This is a genomic window from Litorimonas cladophorae, from assembly GCF_014652455.1.
Taxonomy (GTDB): Bacteria; Pseudomonadota; Alphaproteobacteria; order Caulobacterales; family Maricaulaceae; genus Litorimonas; species Litorimonas cladophorae.
Genome location: NZ_BMYV01000002.1, coordinates 519,451 through 537,418, shown reverse-complemented (window position 1 = coordinate 537,418; position 17,968 = coordinate 519,451). Strand labels below are relative to the sequence as shown.

The window sequence follows — 17,968 nt, the reverse complement described above, 5'->3', positions numbered from 1 at the left end:
CTTGGCTTGCATGGCCCTTATGTTTATCGGAACAGCCGCTGCAGCCAATGACACCCCACAATTGCAACTCTCTGAGCCGCAAAGCACCAGGGCATTATCTGAATATATATATGTTTTTCGCGACCCGAAATGGGAGAAATCCATTGAGACGATCGTCACGGCGACGGAGGATCTATTTTCACCTCTTGCGACCCCCACGCCAGAGTTCGGTTTCACGGATGATCTAATCTGGTTGCGGATAAAATTGAGCAATCCGTCCCCCGAACCTGGCACCGCATATCTGCATGTTCACGAGAATTTTCTGCAAAAATATGAGGTCCATCTCCAACGCGCAGATGGACAGCTCCAGACCATTGAGTCTCACGGCCCCAGTACCAAATTCTCTGAACGCTCAATCGAATTCCCAGAACTCGTGACCAAATTCGCCTTTGAGGGTGGCGAGGAGGTTAGCCTATTCATCGCCTATTGGTCTGAGGGGTCTTCAAAAATTTCTCTTTCAATCGAAACAGAAGCCAGCTTTTCCGCGAAATCACTGCGGCAGGCCTCAAAGAATTTTGTCTCTTACGGCATGATGCTGATCCTTATTTTGATCAGCTCACTCGCGCTTTTTATCCTGCGCATGCGCGTTTTTATGGCTTATTCGGTTTACGTAATTGTCACTCTGTTGTTCTTGGTTCACTCGGACGGCGTCGCGTTTCAATATCTTTGGCCGTCTCACCCTAGTTTTAATTCGTATTTTTCAATTATCATTGGCCTCGCTTTCGCGATCGTGCCCTACAACTTCGCGCGAACCTTTTTGAGAACGAAGACGTTCCACCCCAAGCTGGATAAGCTGATGGTTTGGATGATGGTCATAACACCTCTATTGGTCATCCCAGGCGCGGTCATCGATCCGCAATCGACGAAGAAATACCTCATGCTTATGGTGTTACTCGCGATCGCGATCGGGATCTTTGCTGGATTGGTGGCAGCACGCACACGTTTTAAAGAAGTTCGGTTCTATCTATTTGCATGGGTCGTTGGCGGCCTTGCGGCGACGCTGATGAATATTCGCCATTTCACCGAACTTGGCATTGCACAAGATGCAGAGCTGGACAGTATTCGCATTGCAATTGTTGTTGACGCCGTAATGATGGGATTGGGGGTTGCAGATCGATACCGCCAACAGATGAAGGCGCGCCGCACCGAGGAAAAACGCGCGCTTAAGCAAGCAGAGCTAAATCTAAAGCTCAATAATCGCCTGCAGGCACTCGAGGAGCGTTATACGCTCGCAACAGAACTTGTGGCTTCGCGTGACGCAGCGCTAAAAAACACCGTACATGATCTACGGCAACCGTTGCATGCGCTTCGGTTAAACGTCAAAAATCTTCAAAACGAAACTGGCAAAAACGTTGATCAAGATGCCCGGTTTGAAGATACGTTTTCTTACCTCGAAACGCTCATCACCGGATATTTGCAGGATTCCGTCTCCGAACAAATATCAGAGGGTTCGAACTTTCAGATTTCACAGGCTACCGAAGAGAAACAAGAGGACGAGAACGATCTTAGTCTGTCGAAAATACTGCTTACAATTCATGAGATGTTTTTGCCTGACGCGAAGGAAAAAGGACTGGATTTCCGCTTTGTGAAGACAAGTGCCGTTTCTTCAGTTGACCCCCTTAAGCTAATGCGGATCATCTCCAACCTTGTGGCAAATGCCATCAAGTTCACGCCAGACGGCGTGATTTTAATGGGCGTCAAGCGGGTCGGAAGCGCAATACAAATTGAAGTTCATGATACGGGTATTGGCATGTCTGCCGAAGAGTTTGGACACGCTCAATTTCGGGAAATTCGACTTAATAAGAGCTCCGCGGATGGCCATGGTTTCGGTTTGGCAATTGCAAAGGATCTCGCAGCCGATAGTGGATGTGAGCTGATCTGGTTGGAACGCGCAGGAAAAGGAACCAGTTTGGCGCTCCGCTTGCCATCTCTCCCTACAAATTTTTCAACGTCTACGCCTAAAAATGGGGTATTTACCTGATACTTATGTCGGCGAGGTCGTGACACAATGAATTCACCGGAAACGGGGGCAACAGGCGCGAATGGGGGTGGCAAAAATATTGTCATCCCTGTCCGCGCTAAATTTTAGACCGCCCGCTCGTTTGGCTAAATCTAAAGCCGTTCGACATCAAAATTATAACCTATCGTTATCGCCATCCGCGTTCAGCATATTGACCCCATCTGGCATCTGAACATCTTCGTCTGAAAGACGCGTATCGACTATCACCGCCGTAGATATTTGACCCAATAAATTGACCGTGCTTCGCATCATATCTGGGATACGGTCGATGCCTAGAATAATGGCTAGCCCCGCGACGGGAACGCCGACAGCCGCCAAGGCTGGCGCCATTGTGACCACGCCTGAGGATGGAACGGGTGCAACCGCTAAGGAGACCAGGAATGTTGCGAAAATGACGGCCCCTGCGCCCCCTAGACCAATAGGAACCCCATAGAGATGGGCTAGGAATACAATTGCAGCCCCTTGGAATAAGGCACTACCTGGACGATAAATTGAGGCACCTAGAGGAATGACAAGGTCAGCCACCGTCTCAGAAACATCCAGATTCTTTGTTGCCTCTTCTAATGAAACAGGGATCGCAGTCGCCGTGCTCGTCGTTGAGAAAGCAATCGATGTCGCCCCCATGGTCCCTTTTAGAAATTTGACGGGCCGCATCTTTGCGATAATCCATAAGAGCGGCAAAAACACACCCATCATAAGTATGAGAAGACCAATAAAAACGCAGACGATAAATATGCCTAAATTCTGAATAAGGCCCCATCCCAACAAGGCCGTCGCGGGCGCGACCAAACCAAAAATCCCGACTGGAGCGGTGTATAAAATCCACCAAACCAATTTAATCAGTGCGGCCCCGAAATCTTCAGCCGCGGTGACCATCCGCTCTCTACGCGCTTTCGGCAGCGTAGCAGAGGCAGCGGCTAGGAGAGCTGTAAAAACGATCAGAGGTAAGATTGTGCCATTGGCAGCCGCCGCAAAAGGATTGGATGGCACCAAACTCACAATGAAATCTGGAAGGCTCTGTAGCACAGGCATTGGCAATGGCTCTGCAGTCGGCATCTCGACATTTGGCGTAAACCCCAATCCAACGGCCATCACGGCCATGCCAATGGTTATCGCGGGAATGAGTGTCACACAATAAAACCCCAGCGTTAGCCCGCCGATTTTACCGAGTTTTCTAGGGTCTCCTAATCTGGCAATACTGGCAAAAATAACGGAGACGACGAGCGGTATCACGATCATCTTTATCGCGTTGATGAACAGTTTCCCCAAAGGGGCGGACTCTCGAGCAATCGCGTGAAGAATGGGGTTGTTCGTTATGGCCGCACCTAAGCCGACTGCGAGACCCAAAAATAGCCCCAGCGCTATCATTCTATTCAACATCGTCCGTACCGTTCAAACTACTCTAAGCCCGCCGTAGGCGGATAGCGTTCGCCTGCCCGTTCCTAAACAGGATGTCACGAAATATTAGACATGAAGGCTAGGCCAATATTGCCGCTGATTTCTGGATCACGTCAAAATTGTCGCCGGATAGATAAATTAGGATCGCTCAAGGCTCGGGTGATATATTTGACCCGAGGCACGATCTCCATTTTCGGAGCGATTTACTTAGCTCCTAAGCGGACCAGCTCTCAATCTGCGATGGTTTCATCCAACAGGCATGGAACCCCACCGGAATCGCGTGTGGCATCTTCACCCGAGCAACGGGGCCGGCGCTGATGTCGAGCGCATCAAAAACCTGCAACTCTTGCTCACGCAATTTATCGTTCCACATGAAAGTTATCACATAGCCGTGGTCTTCGCTTTTTGGGTTGTCAGCAGGCGCAAACCAAGGCTCGCTATACCAGCAATGCGCCGCACCATCGGACCAATTACCGAGACTTTCACCCGTGTCAGTGTTGAACTTCCGGATGCCTGTCCAATGCAATGTCTTAGGGTTATGATCAACGAGATACGCATATTGGCTATAAACGCCCGTTCGCGAACTGTCATAGCTTGGAAACTCGCAATTTAGATCGGCGTTCAGGCATTCCTCTGAAGACTCGCCCGTTTTCAAATTCATACGATAGCGCCAGAGACGCGCATCCATGCCTAGATTGGCAATCATTTTCGCCGTGCGGACCTCGTCGATTTCACCGTCTTCATTTTTGACGGGCATAAAGCGGCAGGCCACCATAACGACCTCGTCGCCTTCTTCCCAACAATTGATGACATGATAGAGGAAACAGGGCGAGAATTCGAACCACTTGATTTCGTCAGCTTTACCGTAGCGCGGAATAACACCGAAACGAGATTTCATTGAAGCGTTAAACCTAATTTTATGGCGTCCCGCAGCCAGCGCGGCTTCATCATGATAGACGGGTAAATCGTGTAAAATGGAGTAATTTTTAGAGACACCCATATCATGCGGCAGGCGGTTTCCCGGCAATTCAATTGGGACGTGATGCACAAGTTTTCCAGCCTTGTCGACGACACCATAGGCCATAAAAGGCGCGTGATCGAAATAGTCGAAGAACATCATCTCGCCCGTTTCTTCATCTACTTTAGGATGGGCAGATACGCCTTGGCCCACACCGCTTGAGTAATCAACGACCTCAAGTGTTTCCAAGGTGATTGGATCCAGAAGGCAGGGTTTGCCTGCCAAATACCACGTCGCGACGGCTTTCCCGGCGTGCCCAATAACGTCAGTATTCGCAGCATCCGCCATTGGCATATCGTCCCGTCCTTTAAGACTCGTCATAATCCCCCAATGGCTCTCTTCGCCTGCCGCATCATTTTTCAGCCACCCTTCGGTGCGCACCCATTTATTGCGATAGGTCAATTTCCCATCTTTAAAATGTGCAGCGTGGATCATGCCATCACCGTCAAAAGGGTGGTAAGCCCCTTTGGGTTTAAAACGGGGGTTTGGACCATTGCGCAGGTAAACGCCGTTTAAATCTGCCGGAATTTCACCGTCAACAGGCAGGTCAGTTAGCACTTCTTCTTCAAGAACAGGTGCAAAAGGCCCTGTCAGCATTGGGCCATGTTCATAGCCGAATGGCGCGTCCTGTAAAAGGGCTTCGGAGGGTGTAAATGGCGCGTTCATGGCGAGCTCCAGTCTGCCTAGGGTTAGACAGGGAAAGGTAGGTATGTTTATGCAAGTTATCCCTAGCCAATTTTAGGCCGTTTTGCAAGCTTCATCATATTCATGTTTTAGGCGGGCGATAATCTTCGCCGCTGGTTCAACGCTTTTCACAGAGCCGACTCCATGCCCCGCGGACCAAACATCTCGCCAAGCCTTAATTTGGCTTTGCGAGTCTGACAAATCCAGACCAGATCCGGCGGCCATATTGTCGGGATCATATCCCATCTTCTCTAGAGACTGACGAAGGTAATAGGCCTTGGCTCCAGTGAGCGCATCACTGAGAACTAAATCTTCAAAGCCAGCTTTCACAAGCATCTCTTTATACTCGGCAGTCGCGATACTTTCTTCGGCAGCGATAAAGGTGGTCCCCATATAGCAAAGGTCCGCGCCTGCGATCTCCGCTGCGCGAATAGCAGCCCCCGTTCCGATCCCACCAGCCAAGATGACTAATCCATCAAAGATATCTCTGACCTCGGACACAAACGCGAAGCCCGACATATGGCCCGTATGTCCACCTGCCCCTGCGCTCACCAGCGCAAGACCATCCACGCCTTTTTCAATCGCTTTCCGCGCATATTTGACTGAATTCACATCGGCAATCACCTTGCCGCCATATCTATGCACGACATCCAAGACGGGTTCAGGGCCACCTAGCGCCGTAATCACGATTTCAGGCTTGTGGTTTTCAATGAGTGCGATCTCATCAGCTAAACGGTCATAACTGCGATGCGTGGTGAGATTCACCGCCAGAGGCGCATCGGTCAGTATGGCACTGCGGCGTAAATCATCCAGCCACCCATCCAATGTTTCAATTGTGCGCGCATTTGGAAAGGGAAAAGACCCAATGACACCTTCGCGGCGGCAAGCTTTGACCAGCGTAGGACCCGAAACCAAAAACATCGGCGCAGCAATGACGGGAAGTTTGAGATTATCAAAAAGCGCGCTCGCGGATGACTTCAATTTAGTCGCCATTATTAACTTGCCTTTCGTCACTTTCATAAACGTACTAACTCTTGCCCTCATTCATAGCAAGCGATAGACCTTGGAGGATATGGAGGCCTAAATGGGTAAGAAGATTTATATTCTCGGCGGCGCACAGACCGACTTTTCTGAGAATTGGAGCCGATCCAATAAATCGCTGTTTGATCTTTTTTCGTCTGCTGTGTTGTCAGGATTAGACGATGCTGATCTAGAACCCAAAGATATCGAGGTTGGCCATGTCGGAAATTTCGTTGCCGAACTCTTTACAGGCCAAGGCATGTTGGGTGGTTATTTCGGCCATGTGCACCCTGATTTTTCTGGCCTGCCATCATCTCGGCATGAAGGCGCTTGCGCGTCAGGGTCGCTCGCCATCCTCGCCGCTATGCGAGATATTGAAAGCGGGCACTACAAAACTGCCTGCGTTGTCGGTGTCGAGCTTATGCGCAATGTCCCCGGCGCGATTGCGGCCAAAAATCTAGGCGCGGCAGCTTGGGTCGGTCGCGAAGCCTTAGGCGCAAAATATCTCTGGCCCGCCATGTTTTCTGATCTTTGCGACATTTATGAAGACCGTTTCGGCCTGAACTACAAACACCTTTCAGCAATCTCCAAAATTAATTTTGCGAATGGCAAAAATAACCCCAACTCTCAAACGCGAAAATGGGATTTCACGGAAAAAAGCTTCTCGCAAGATGATGAGGCTAACCCCGTTATTGAAGGCTGGATGCGCCGCCAGGATTGTGGGCAGGTCACCGATGGTGCCGCTGTCGTCATTCTCGCCTCAGAAGAACGCGCCGCCAAATATGCCAAAGACCGTGGCCTTCGACTCGATAACATTCCCTTTATTAAAGGCTGGGGTCACACGACCGCGCCCATGTTGATGCAGACAAAAATGCAAGAAAGCGCTGATGGCGGCTATGTTTTCCCATGGACCCGCAAAGCGATTACGGACGCCTATAAGCGCGCGGGCTTGCCTGGCCCCGAAGCGCTGGACGCGATCGAAACACACGATTGTTTCTCCATCACAGAATATATGGCGATCGAACATTTCGGCCTGACCGCGCCAGGCGAAGCCTGGAAAGCCATTGAAGCCGAACGCATCAGCATGAGCGGCGATATTCCGATCAATCCGTCTGGTGGGTTAATCGGATTAGGTCACCCCGTCGGGGCGACGGGCGTACGCATGATGCTGGACGCGGCACGCCAAACGTCCGGCCGCGCGGGTGATATGCAAGTTGAAAACGCAAAGACCGTTGGCACATTCAACGTGGGCGGATCGGGCACAACAAATGTGTCCTTTATGATTGGCGTTTAGACCGTGGCCACATTCATTTTCGACGCCGTCAGAACACCTCGCGGGAAAGGACGCGCGGCTAAAAATGATAAGCCGGGCGGCGCACTTTCCAAGGTCGCCCCGCATGATTTAGTCGCGGGATTGACGCAGGTTTTGAGTGACCGAAATTCTGCTATTAAAAGTCAAGTTTCTCGCCTTTCGCTCGGCTGTGTCGGACAAGTCGGCGCGCAAGGCGGTCACATAGCCCTCGTCAGTCGTTTGGCGGCGGGCCTTCCTGACAGCACCTCCGTTTCGACGATAAATAATTATTGTGTCTCGGGCTTAACCGCCGTCAATCAAAGTGCGGCTTGGTCACACCTTTGTCCTGGCGAACTCATGTTAGCTGGCGGCGTTGAGTGTTTGTCACAAGTTGGGTTTCTGGCGGACAAAGCCATCTATTATTCTGACCCCGCAATTGCCAAGCGTTTGAAATGGGCGCCGCCAATCATGGGGGCGGAACTGATTGCGTCAAAAGACGGCTTCACCAAAACGGATTTGGATGAAATCACGCTCTTATCTCACCTCCGCGCTGAAGCCGCATGGGAAAAGGGGCATTATGACAAGAGCGTTGCGCCCGTTACCCGCGACGGGGAGACAGTTCTGGACCGGGATGAACTAATTCGCGGGAAAATGACGATGGAACAACTCAACGCAATGCAGCCAGCATTCGCCGATCAAGGCGCGGCAGGGTTTGACGACATGATGCTGGCAGAGAACCCCGAGCTGAGTGAAATTTCTCATATCCACTCCTTCGCCAACTGCCCCGGCATGGCCGATGGGGCAGCACTGGTGCTCTTAGGAGGTGAGAAAGCCGCTAACAAATATGGCTTAAAGCCGAAGGCAAAAATACGCGCTTTTGCGGAAACCTCTGGGGACCCCGTCTTACAATTTGGTGCGGGGTTTAAGGCGATGGAACAGGTGATGGCCGAATCTGGTTTAACGATTGCAGATTTTGATCGCATCGAATTTATGGAAGCCTTCGCGGCCGTTCCGCTGAAATTCTATCGCGACTACAAACCGGACATGGACAAGGTCAATGTCAATGGCGGTCACTTGGCTATGGGGCATCCAATGGGGGCGACCGGTGCAATCCTTCTGACGTCGCTGGTGCATGAATTAGAACGATGTGGCGGCAAACTCGGTTTAGTTGTGACCCATGCTGGCGGCGGCATCGGTAGTGCTATGATTATTGAGAGAGTGTGATGCAGCACTTTCTGAAACATAAGGCGGCTCTAGACATGGCCGTTGAGGCTTGTGCGACGCGGGAATATTGGAGCGCTTTTACCGAAAGTCCCAGCCGCACGCTACATCCCGCAGGCGCGCATGAAGCGGGCAAAACTGCTTTTGAGGCGCGGCTGAACACCCCCTTCCCGCTTGACCAACCTGGTGAAATTGGACGGATTGGGTTTGAAATTTCCCCCTACACACAAGCCCCACTCGGCATTGATTACCCCCACGTCGATGTCGATGTCATCATGTCGGCATCAAAAACAGCGATGCACAGTTGGAAGGCCATTTCTCCCGAAGAACGGGTTGGCTTGTGTTTTGAGATGGCTTTTGCCTTGGAAGAACAATGTTTCGAGAATGCCTATGCCACCATGCACACGGCGGGACAGGCCTTCTTGATGGCCTATTCCGGCAGTGGTCCCAACGCCCTAGATCGCGGGATCGAAGCGCTCACTTATGCCCATAAAGCTATGAGCGACATTGCGACATCGGCGACATGGACAAAGCCATTCGGCAAAGCAGGTGTGGTTACGCTGAAGAAGTCATATCGCCTAATGCCGCGTGGGACCGCCATCGTCGTCTGTTGTGCAACCTTCCCCATGTGGAATGCCTATCCGGCAATTTTCGCCAATCTCGCGACGGGTAACCCTGTTATCGTAAAACCTCATCCCAATGGCATTTTGCCCGTCGCGATTGCGGTCAAGAAAATGCGGGCGATATTGGAAGGTGCAGGACATGATCCGAACCTCGTCATCATGGCGGCAGATACACGCGACGCCCCAATTACGATTGACCTGCTGCAGCATGAAACCACGGCAATCATTGATTATACAGGCAGCCAGAGATTTGGAACTTGGATTGAAAAAAACTGCGCGGACAAACTTGTCTTTACGGAAACGGCGGGCTGCAATGGTGTGGTCATTCACTCAACGGATAATCTCAAAGGATTGATCTCGGGTCTCGCCAATGCCCTCTGCGGATTTTCTGCCCAAATGTGCACCAGCCCGCAAAACATTCATGTGCCAAAAGACGGTTTTATAAGCGATGAAGGGCCCATCTCTTTTAATGAGTTTAAAGACCGACTTAGCCAAACCATTCGAGACCGATTGGCAGAACCGCGCCGGGCCGCCGCAATGTGTGGGGCTATTCAAGCGGATCAGTCCTTAGCGATTTTACGCGACTTACAAACTGACCCGCGCGCGCAAATTGCTTTGGATACACGGCCATATGACCACCCTGAATTTCCCAATGCACGGACCGCGACCCCATTGATCCTTGAAGTTGGCGCGAAAGATCGCCCCCTGTATCAAGAAGAACATTTCGCGCCCGTTTCTTTTCTCATTAAAGAAGAGAGCGCGGAAGCGGCATTGGAAAATGCGACAACTCTTGCGAGAGAGTTTGGGGCGATTTCATCTTATCTTTATAGCGCGGATGATGATTTTACAGAGAAAGCTCAGGACGCTTTTGCCAATGCGGGCGCATCACTTTGGTGTAATATGACGGTTCCCATGCCGATTAATTTTGCAGCTGCCTATAGTGATTTTCACGTGACGGGTTTGAACCCCGCAGGGAATGCATGCCTGTCTGATCTGGCTTTTGTCGCGAACCGCTTTCGTATCGTTCAGTTTAGGTCGCCTGCTTGATGCCGAACTCCATCCTATACCCCGAGCAATTTTACGGTGGATGGTCACTCGTGGATTGGCGCATTGAATATAGTGATGGCGGCGTTACGCGACCCTTTGGCGAGGACGCAATTGGTCAAATCCTTTACGCGGAAGATGGCCACATGTCAGCCACAGTCTCTCGAGGGGACAGACAACCAATCAAACAAGGCAATGTGCGGAATGCCTCTGATGGCGATAAAGCCCATCATTTTGATAGTTATTTCCATTACGCAGGGACATGGAGCATTTCTGGCAAGACCGTCCTTCATAACGTGAAACTTTCCATGAACCCGAACATGGTCGGAACTCAGCAAATCCGCAAAGCCGAATTTAAAGGGCCAAATAAATTGAGCCTATCCGCTTATGAGTTTTTAAAAAACGGAGAGCAGCGTCACCACATTTTGGAGTGGCAGCGCGCAACTTAGACAAAGCGCTTGTTTTCCTGTCCACCAGACACAAAAAAAGGCCGAAGCAGAGCTCCGGCCAGTTCAGTCGCAGGGATATTGAATCCAGGTTAGAAATTATAGTCCAGCTTCAGCGTAATATTTCGCGGCCGTGCATAAATCGCATTATAGCCAGTCCCATCCAACGCCCCACCAGAGGCCAATTGAACAAATGTACGGGCCAAAGGAAGCGTACCGCCAAGTACACGAATACGCTCATTGGTCAGGTTGTCCCCAATCAGGGAAAGACGCCATGTGTTTTCGCCGCCGCTAATCCCGATCTGGCCACCAAGCTTGGTAAAGCCATCCTCGATTAGATTTCCATCCAAATTCGTTGTTAGGAAGTAACTCGACGATGTATCCACATTGATGTTGAGATCAAATTCGAGGTTCTCGGAAATATCTCTATTATAATCTAAACCAAAGTTTGACGTGAAATCGGGCGCGAAGGGCGCGGTTGCGCCAGATCGATCACAGAACGTCCCGTTTGTCGGGGTCTCCTGATACGCACATTGGCTATCCGTAAAGCTCGTAAACTTATAATCTAAAATAGCGGCTGAAGCGTAGAATTGAAGATTATCATTTACCAAGAAACGACCGTCGGCCTCAATGCCTTTCACCTTTGCAGCGGAAGCGTTTTGAACAAGGAACCCCAATACCCCGTCAAAGATGTTGGTTTGCAGGTCATCATAATCGGTTTGGAACGCGCTGACATTCAGGCGAACTTGGTCCCACCCCATTTTTGCCCCAAGCTCGTAATTGGTCGCGCTTTCACCATCAAACTCGAATGTGCCAGGGTTCCCAATACCGGGGGTTCCGGGAATAGAATTACTGCGAATATCAAACCCGCCGGCTTTTGAACCTTGAGTATAGGACGCATAGAGCGAAACATTATCGCTGGCCTCATACTGCAAACGAACGAGGGGGTCGAAATTTGTTTCTTTGATTTTGCCATCAAACTGGCTGCCATTAAGTCCGGCGGTAGGAACTTGATGGGGCCCCACGTTAAGGACGGCAGCCCAGAGAGCTTCCAGAGTCGCCTGCGGAGCAGCATTGGATGGCAGGGCATCAATAACTAGCGTCCGCGCGCCCGTTTTTTCCTCATGCGATAAACGCGCGCCAGCTGTCAACGTCAACTGGTCGGTGATGCGATAATCACCTTGGGCGAAAACAGAGTACAAATCGGAGCTTTGTTCAAATTCGCGATCCCAAAATGAGTCGACAAGGAAGGAGACTGGCGGTCCAGCCAACGCAAGAAATTGTCCTAAGAAAACTTGGTCTGTGACATCGGCATTATTGTTCTGGTAAAAAACCCCGCCAATATAATCGAATGTTTCGCCGCCCGGGGAGGCAATCCTTAACTCCTGAGAAAACTGGTTATATTTCTCCGACTGATTGGTGCCATCCAAAATATCGAGGCCCGTGTAGTCAACGTCCAGAATTTCTTTCGTATCATATTCCACATAACCCGTGATGGATGTCAGGGTATGTTCGCCGAGATCATAATTTGCAGTGACAACGGCATTGAACATATCGTTTAGGCTTTGGACATCATTACTCGCACGCACATTATCTTCATTGGTTTCCACAGCGATTGGCCCTGCGAAAACAGTTGAGTAGCCGTCTTGTGGCAGGAGCGCTTCCATAGCGTAGCCATAGCTATCAAATGTAGCGTATTCGCCTTTGAAGTTTAAGTTTAATGGCCCGCCATTGTCATATTCAAGCTGTCCGCGGAAATAGAGTTCATCCCGTTGAGGTTCCAAACGATCAAGCTGCGTGTTGTTGATCCAGCCGCCTAGCTCCCGATAGGACGCGGTAAGGCGACCATTTAGGTTTTCTGCGATGGGGCCAGAAATCACTCCCAAGGCCTGCGGCTCTTCGTGATTAAATTCATAGCTTAGCGACAGCTTGCCTTCGAACTCATCGGTGGGTTTCGCGGATACAACATTGACGGCACCCGCAATCGCATTTTTGCCAAACAAGGTCGGCTGTGGCCCCCGCAGGACCTCTACACGCTCCAAGTCGACAAGCGGTGTACGGACAAGCTGGCTTCGGCCGAAAGAAATGCCGTCAAAATACATGCCGACAGATTGTTCAAACCCCTTATTGTTACCCGTTGTGACGCCACGAACCGAGATCGAGGAGTCAATTTGATTTTCTTGGATATAGAAGTTGGGAACGGAAGATGAGAGTTCCGACAAACTATCGATACTCCTGTTTTCAATCGTAGCGCCCGTGACGGCAGAAATTGAAATCGGAACATCTTGGAGCCCCTGCGCGCGTTTTTGAGCAGTAACGATAATTTCGTCTAACACCTGCGCCTGCGCGGCGGCGGGCAAACAAATGCTTAAGGCCAATATGGATGCGCCTAGCAAATTAATTTTTGTCATGAACTTCCCCTTCGAAATGCAATCTATGTTGCGTATGCCACATTGGTATTTCAGTAGGTATGTTTACGCAAGCCAATTATTTTTGCCCCTCACGTGATAATTTTTGGGAGTTTTCCTTCTCGGTAATCTTATGCGCGCTAAGCGATCAGTGTTTCCAGTTCGCGCCTGACAACTTTATTCATTGCATTGCGAGGTAGCGCTTTCATAATATGTAGGCGCTCTGGCCACTTAAATTTCGCGACCTTTTTTTGTGACATGAACGCATTTAATTGCTCTAGGCTCAAGTCTTCGCCGTCATGCAAGACGACAACGGCACAGATTTTCTCCCCCATGACCGCGTCGGAATATGCCGCCGCGACGCCTTCAGCGACTTTCGGGTGAGAGGAAATCAGTTCATCTAACTCCTCAGGTGATATATTGACGCCGCCCCGTACGATGAGAGATTTGCAGCGTCCTACAAAACGATAAAACTCATTATTGTCACCCGCGATTTCAAAAAGGTCACCCGTTCGAAAATATCCGTCCTCCGCGAACGCTTCAGCGTTGTCATCGGGAGAGTTATAATAGCCGTCAAAGACTGTTGCGCCTGAAATATGGCATTCCCCAGACACACCCGGCGTTGTGATTTCGTCTCCGGTTTCAGGGTTCACGAGCTTCGTCTTTATACGCTTTGATATTCGATTGGCCCACTCATGCTCCGTCCGCCCGAACCTAGGAAAGAATGAGGCCCGCTCGACAGAGTCTGGAACGTCTACGGCTCCACTCAAGATTGCCATGCCCTCGTTCGATCCAAAAATATTGACAACGTCAATTCCAAATTCTTCTTTGAAACCCGTTATCATGGCAGGACTCAATGGCGCACTTCCAGATCCAATAATGCGCAATGCGGATAGATCAAAGCCAGCCTTTATCTGATCTTTCGTTTGCAGCAAACGCGTCAAAACGGCGGGCGGCGCAATGGTATATTCAGCCTTTTCATTTTGAAGCTGGCTGAGGAAGACCATGGGATCAAACGGATGATGTAAAACCAACTGGCCGCGTATTTTCAGCCAATAATACAAAAATCCGCCAATGGCCGCCATATTGATGAAGGGGAATGGGTTGAGCATAACGGCCCCCATACCAAGTTGGATCGCGTCTTCACTGGCAAGTGTCGAGGAAAGCCAATGATTGTGACTGCGCGGCACACCTTTGGACCGCCCCGTTGTGCCAGAGGTCCAACAGATTGTGAAAATATCATTGGCGGTAATTTCAACCCCCTCAATATAGACGTCATAGTCACCTGATTGGGCGGGTTCAGTCTGAAAATCACCTTCTTCACCGAAGAGAAGCAGCTGACAATCCTCATTCAAGATCGGAGATTGCGCTTGGCCGAAAGGTTCACCTCGGAAGTCTATAAAAGCGATATAAGCCTTCGGCTCTATCACGCCGCAAATATGCTCCAACTCATGATGTCCGTATTGCATCGCCACGGGACTGACGATCAATCCCAATCGCGCTGCCGCCAGATAGACAAATACAATTTCCGCCACATTTGGCATTTGCACGAGAATTTTATCATCTTGGCGCAAGCCCGCCTCAAATAAGCGGCGCGCGACGTGATCCACTTTTGAATCGAGCTCTCGGAAAGAAAGACGCAAGGCGACACCGCCCACGAGGTCCCCGCGATTTATTGGATCACACAAAGCAAGATCATCAGGGGCCGCCGCAAGCGTTTCTTGAAAAATTGAGCTCAGCGTATCCTGTCCCCACCATCCTGCCTCTGTAAAGGCCTCAATTTTTTCGCGGGGCGTCGTTCGCATAAATGTAGCTCACTGTGATATTACTTGTTTAAACATACTATCTAGAGATAAAGGCAGGTACAACAGCTTTCCATTTCTTTCACGTCGATATCAGTTTAGTCTTCCCTATGGCCTCCCCCAAATATATCAAAACCTGCTCAATTTGGAGATCGCTTGAAATTGTCGGTGATAAACCAAGCCTGCTTCTGTTAGAAAGCTATTGGCTGGGCACGCGTCGGTTCAGTGCGTTTCAGAAACAAACAGGACTTCTCAAGACGGTTGTAAGTGACCGATTGGGAAAACTTGTCGCGGCTGGCTGTTTTGAAAAAGTTCTCTATTCGGAACGCCCAAAGCGTTTTGAATATCGTGGCACTCAAAAGTTTTACGACCTTTACCCTATTGCGCTCTCTATGCTGCACTGGGAACAAAAGTGGGGCGCAACAGACGGTAAAATTCAACTCTCTCTCGTTCACAAAAACTGCGGACAAACAACGCAGCCACACGCGGTTTGCGGCGACTGCAAGATCGAGGTCGACGCGCGAGACGTGTCTTGGTCGGAGGGACCAGGCGTTGGGCTAATGCCGGCGGAATATAGCCGCAGACGGCGCAAAGAAACACCCGTCAACGCGAAAAAAACGCCCTTATTTGATGAAATTGCGGATTTGATTGGGGATCGGTGGTCAACTCTGATCATGCGCTCAGTCTTTACAAATCTAAATAGTTATCAGGACATTTGTGAAGACACGGCTATGGCCACAAATGTCTTGGCGGAACGACTGACCCGCTTATGCGCGACGGGATTTCTGCAAAAGAAAGATGCGACTTACCGGCTGACGGAAAAAGGCCGCGACATTTACCCCATACTCCTCGCGTTGATGGAATGGGGCGATAAATGGTACGCGGATCCAGAAGGTCCACCGCTAATTCTGACACATAAACCCTGCGGAAACGCGCTGAAGAGCGCAATTATTTGTCCGCAATGCGGTGAAAATGTCACCAAGGGGGACATAAGGTTTGAGTTTACTCAGCAGACAGAAACCGCAGACCTTTAATTTGACTGTTTGCGAATAAGAACAACCCAATCGGTCGTTTCCGTATTCGGCGCATATCCAATAAATTGACCCCCGCCTTTTCCTAAGCGTCTCACACTGCCCGTTTGCAAATTGCCGCCCCGCTTTGGGTCGAACCAATCAACGATATACTCGCCCGCATCCAACTCGGGTAAATAGACCATAGAGCTTCCCCGACCCGGCATATAAAAAGCGTAAATTTCGTTCGGGACCGCCAAACAATACACGTCTGGCCGTGCGATCACGCCTTCACAATCGCCCATCTTCCAATAGGGCAGGTGTTGATCGAAAAACTCCAGCGCATATCGCGTCTGGGTCCATAGGTTCTGCCGCGTGCGCCAATCTTCTGCACTGATATCACTCGATGGGAAACGACCCCCAAAATACCATTCAACGCCAGCGCCGCCAGCCAGAAGATGCCCCCAGAGCACATGGCGTCGCAAGTCGTCATGGTCCGGATCAAAACTGTCAGGCAGAGCCCCATTAAACCACGGACCAATCTCGTCCATTGTGATCAGCCATTGATTGCCCGCGTCGGTGGAGCGTTTGTGCCAATTTCGTGTCGTCTCATAAACATCTTCGCCATTTTCGATTTGCAAAGACATCCCATCCAATGGCGCGTGTCCCAGTAAGGGAGCGAATATGTGGTCTATGTCACCCGCAGCCGCGTGAGAATGCAGCACGACCGTATGGTCATAGGGATCATTTTCGGCAAAGAAACTCGCCATGTCTTTACGTTGTTGATCGGTCTGGCCTGTTTGCATCCAACTGGACGGCCCATTCTCTTCACCCAAATTCCAAATCAATGCAGGGTGATGACCAAACCTGGAGATGAGTTCTGCATAATAAAGTGACCGATAAAATTCGGTTTCACCATCATCCAACAGGCGTTCATTTTCAGTTTCCTGCGTCACCATATGCAGCAAGATGCCTTTGGATTGCATGTGGTCAAAAAGGACATTCCACTGCTCTAATTTACTTACGTCGAAACGATCAAACTCTGTAGGTGACACATATGGCCAGACATCATTGCCATCGCCCGTGATATTATTGGTCAGAAAATAAACGACGTTCATCCCCTCTTCTGCCAAATAATTCATGGCGCCAATCATTGAATGGCCTCGCGGTTCGCCCGATTTCAAACCCCAGAGCGGGTCTCCCTCATTCCAATCTTTTCGATGCGGCTCAAAAGCATGGATTTCACCTTCTGTGCTGGCCTCGCCGTCCCGACTTCGTTTGACCAAACGATAGGTGTCGTCAAAGCCAACATACCCCAGCAAGTTTTCGGGGCTGTTGGGGCCGCCTTTCAACCAATATTTCCCAGAGCTTTCAAATCGGAAAAATCGCCCGTCTTTTCGCAATCGCCCCCTATCGGACGCTCTGAAATCCACACCTGTCGCGGTGGACGGCGCAACGTCGAAAGTCCCAACTGCCTTGTCTAATTCAATTGGTTCACCGACCGAGGCATCGCGATTAATCGCTATATTTTCACCTTTGTGAAACTGCGCCTTATAGGTCCAAGGTCCGACGGCATCTGGTGTAAATCGAACGCGCCAAATATTTCCTGATGTCGCGCTTGTATTCTCTGCCTCTCCGTCAGCGGCGTAAAAGCCTCTAATCAGATATGAAGTCTCGCCATTGCTAAATTCGACAAGCAGACGATAATCGGTGAAAGGGTTTAAATCTGCCGTCTCAGAAGTATTTACACCCTCAAAGTCCAAAGTTAGCGTATGCCATAACATGGGCCCTTCATTGACCGAGACCACGGATGGCGTGTCGACGGTCGTGTTTGCAACGGCGACCTCTGGCGCACTGGACGGTGAACAACCCGATACACTTCCGACTATGGCAAGTAGCACGACACTTAAGAAGCGCTTTGATTTAATGAGAACCACGTAGCGG

At 50.3% G+C, this 17,968-nt stretch carries 12 protein-coding genes; 6 read left to right on the top strand and 6 right to left on the bottom strand.

Going from position 1 to position 17,968, the window contains the following annotated elements:
* The first annotated feature begins 19 nt into the window (after window positions 1-19).
* On the top strand, window positions 20-2,020 hold the full coding sequence (locus IE073_RS10300; protein WP_233350000.1) for a sensor histidine kinase: 2,001 nt from the start codon (window positions 20-22) through the stop codon (window positions 2,018-2,020).
* 153 nt (window positions 2,021-2,173) lie between these two features.
* Here the strand turns inward: IE073_RS10300 and IE073_RS10295 are convergent, their stop codons facing one another.
* The 3 genes from IE073_RS10295 to IE073_RS10285 all read right to left on the bottom strand — a co-directional run bounded on the left by IE073_RS10295 (window position 2,174) and on the right by IE073_RS10285 (window position 6,152).
* Window positions 2,174-3,439: a dicarboxylate/amino acid:cation symporter gene (locus IE073_RS10295; protein ID WP_189585263.1), complete on the bottom strand. Its 1,266-nt coding sequence runs from the start codon at window positions 3,437-3,439 to the stop codon at window positions 2,174-2,176.
* A 232-nt stretch (window positions 3,440-3,671) separates the two neighbouring features.
* Window positions 3,672-5,141: a carotenoid oxygenase family protein gene (locus tag IE073_RS10290; protein ID WP_189585260.1), complete on the bottom strand. Its 1,470-nt coding sequence runs from the start codon at window positions 5,139-5,141 to the stop codon at window positions 3,672-3,674.
* A 72-nt stretch (window positions 5,142-5,213) separates the two neighbouring features.
* Window positions 5,214-6,152 (bottom strand): NAD(P)H-dependent flavin oxidoreductase, encoded by a 939-nt coding sequence (locus tag IE073_RS10285; protein WP_189585257.1) that lies wholly within the window; start codon window positions 6,150-6,152, stop codon window positions 5,214-5,216.
* Between the two features lie 91 nt (window positions 6,153-6,243).
* On the opposite strand from IE073_RS10285, the gene IE073_RS10280 reads away from it, so the two are divergent.
* The 4 genes from IE073_RS10280 to IE073_RS10265 are packed head-to-tail and all read left to right on the top strand — an operon-like array spanning window position 6,244 to window position 10,807.
* Entirely contained in the window at window positions 6,244-7,473 is a 1,230-nt protein-coding gene (locus IE073_RS10280; RefSeq protein WP_189585254.1) for an acetyl-CoA acetyltransferase, read from the top strand.
* A gap of 3 nt (window positions 7,474-7,476) precedes the next feature.
* Window positions 7,477-8,694: an acetyl-CoA C-acyltransferase gene (locus IE073_RS10275; RefSeq protein ID WP_189585251.1), complete on the top strand. Its 1,218-nt coding sequence runs from the start codon at window positions 7,477-7,479 to the stop codon at window positions 8,692-8,694.
* On the top strand, window positions 8,694-10,361 hold the full coding sequence (paaN, locus tag IE073_RS10270) for a phenylacetic acid degradation protein PaaN (RefSeq protein WP_189585248.1): 1,668 nt from the start codon (window positions 8,694-8,696) through the stop codon (window positions 10,359-10,361). Before IE073_RS10275 ends, paaN begins: the two co-directional genes overlap by 1 nt.
* Window positions 10,361-10,807, top strand: coding sequence for a lipocalin-like domain-containing protein (locus IE073_RS10265; RefSeq protein WP_189585245.1), 447 nt, complete (start codon window positions 10,361-10,363; stop codon window positions 10,805-10,807). Before paaN ends, IE073_RS10265 begins: the two co-directional genes overlap by 1 nt.
* Before the next feature lie 89 nt (window positions 10,808-10,896).
* On the opposite strand, the gene IE073_RS10260 is transcribed toward IE073_RS10265, so the two are convergent.
* Together IE073_RS10260 and IE073_RS10255 are read right to left on the bottom strand one after the other, a co-directional pair.
* Window positions 10,897-13,215, bottom strand: coding sequence for a TonB-dependent receptor (locus IE073_RS10260; RefSeq protein WP_189585242.1), 2,319 nt, complete (start codon window positions 13,213-13,215; stop codon window positions 10,897-10,899).
* Window positions 13,216-13,352: 137 nt separating this feature from the next.
* Window positions 13,353-15,017, bottom strand: a complete 1,665-nt coding sequence (locus IE073_RS10255; RefSeq protein ID WP_189585239.1) for a class I adenylate-forming enzyme family protein — start codon at window positions 15,015-15,017, stop codon at window positions 13,353-13,355.
* Between the two features lie 107 nt (window positions 15,018-15,124).
* Here IE073_RS10255 and IE073_RS10250 point away from each other — a divergent pair, with 107 nt between their 5' ends.
* Window positions 15,125-16,048 carry a winged helix-turn-helix transcriptional regulator gene (locus IE073_RS10250; protein ID WP_189585236.1) on the top strand — a complete coding sequence of 308 codons (924 nt, stop codon included), beginning with the start codon at window positions 15,125-15,127 and terminating at the stop codon, window positions 16,046-16,048.
* Here the strand turns inward: IE073_RS10250 and IE073_RS10245 are convergent.
* Entirely contained in the window at window positions 16,045-17,961 is a 1,917-nt protein-coding gene (locus tag IE073_RS10245) for a DUF5060 domain-containing protein (RefSeq protein WP_189585233.1), read from the bottom strand. The two genes, IE073_RS10250 and IE073_RS10245, sit on opposite strands and share 4 nt — an antisense overlap.
* Window positions 17,962-17,968: the final 7 nt, after the last annotated feature.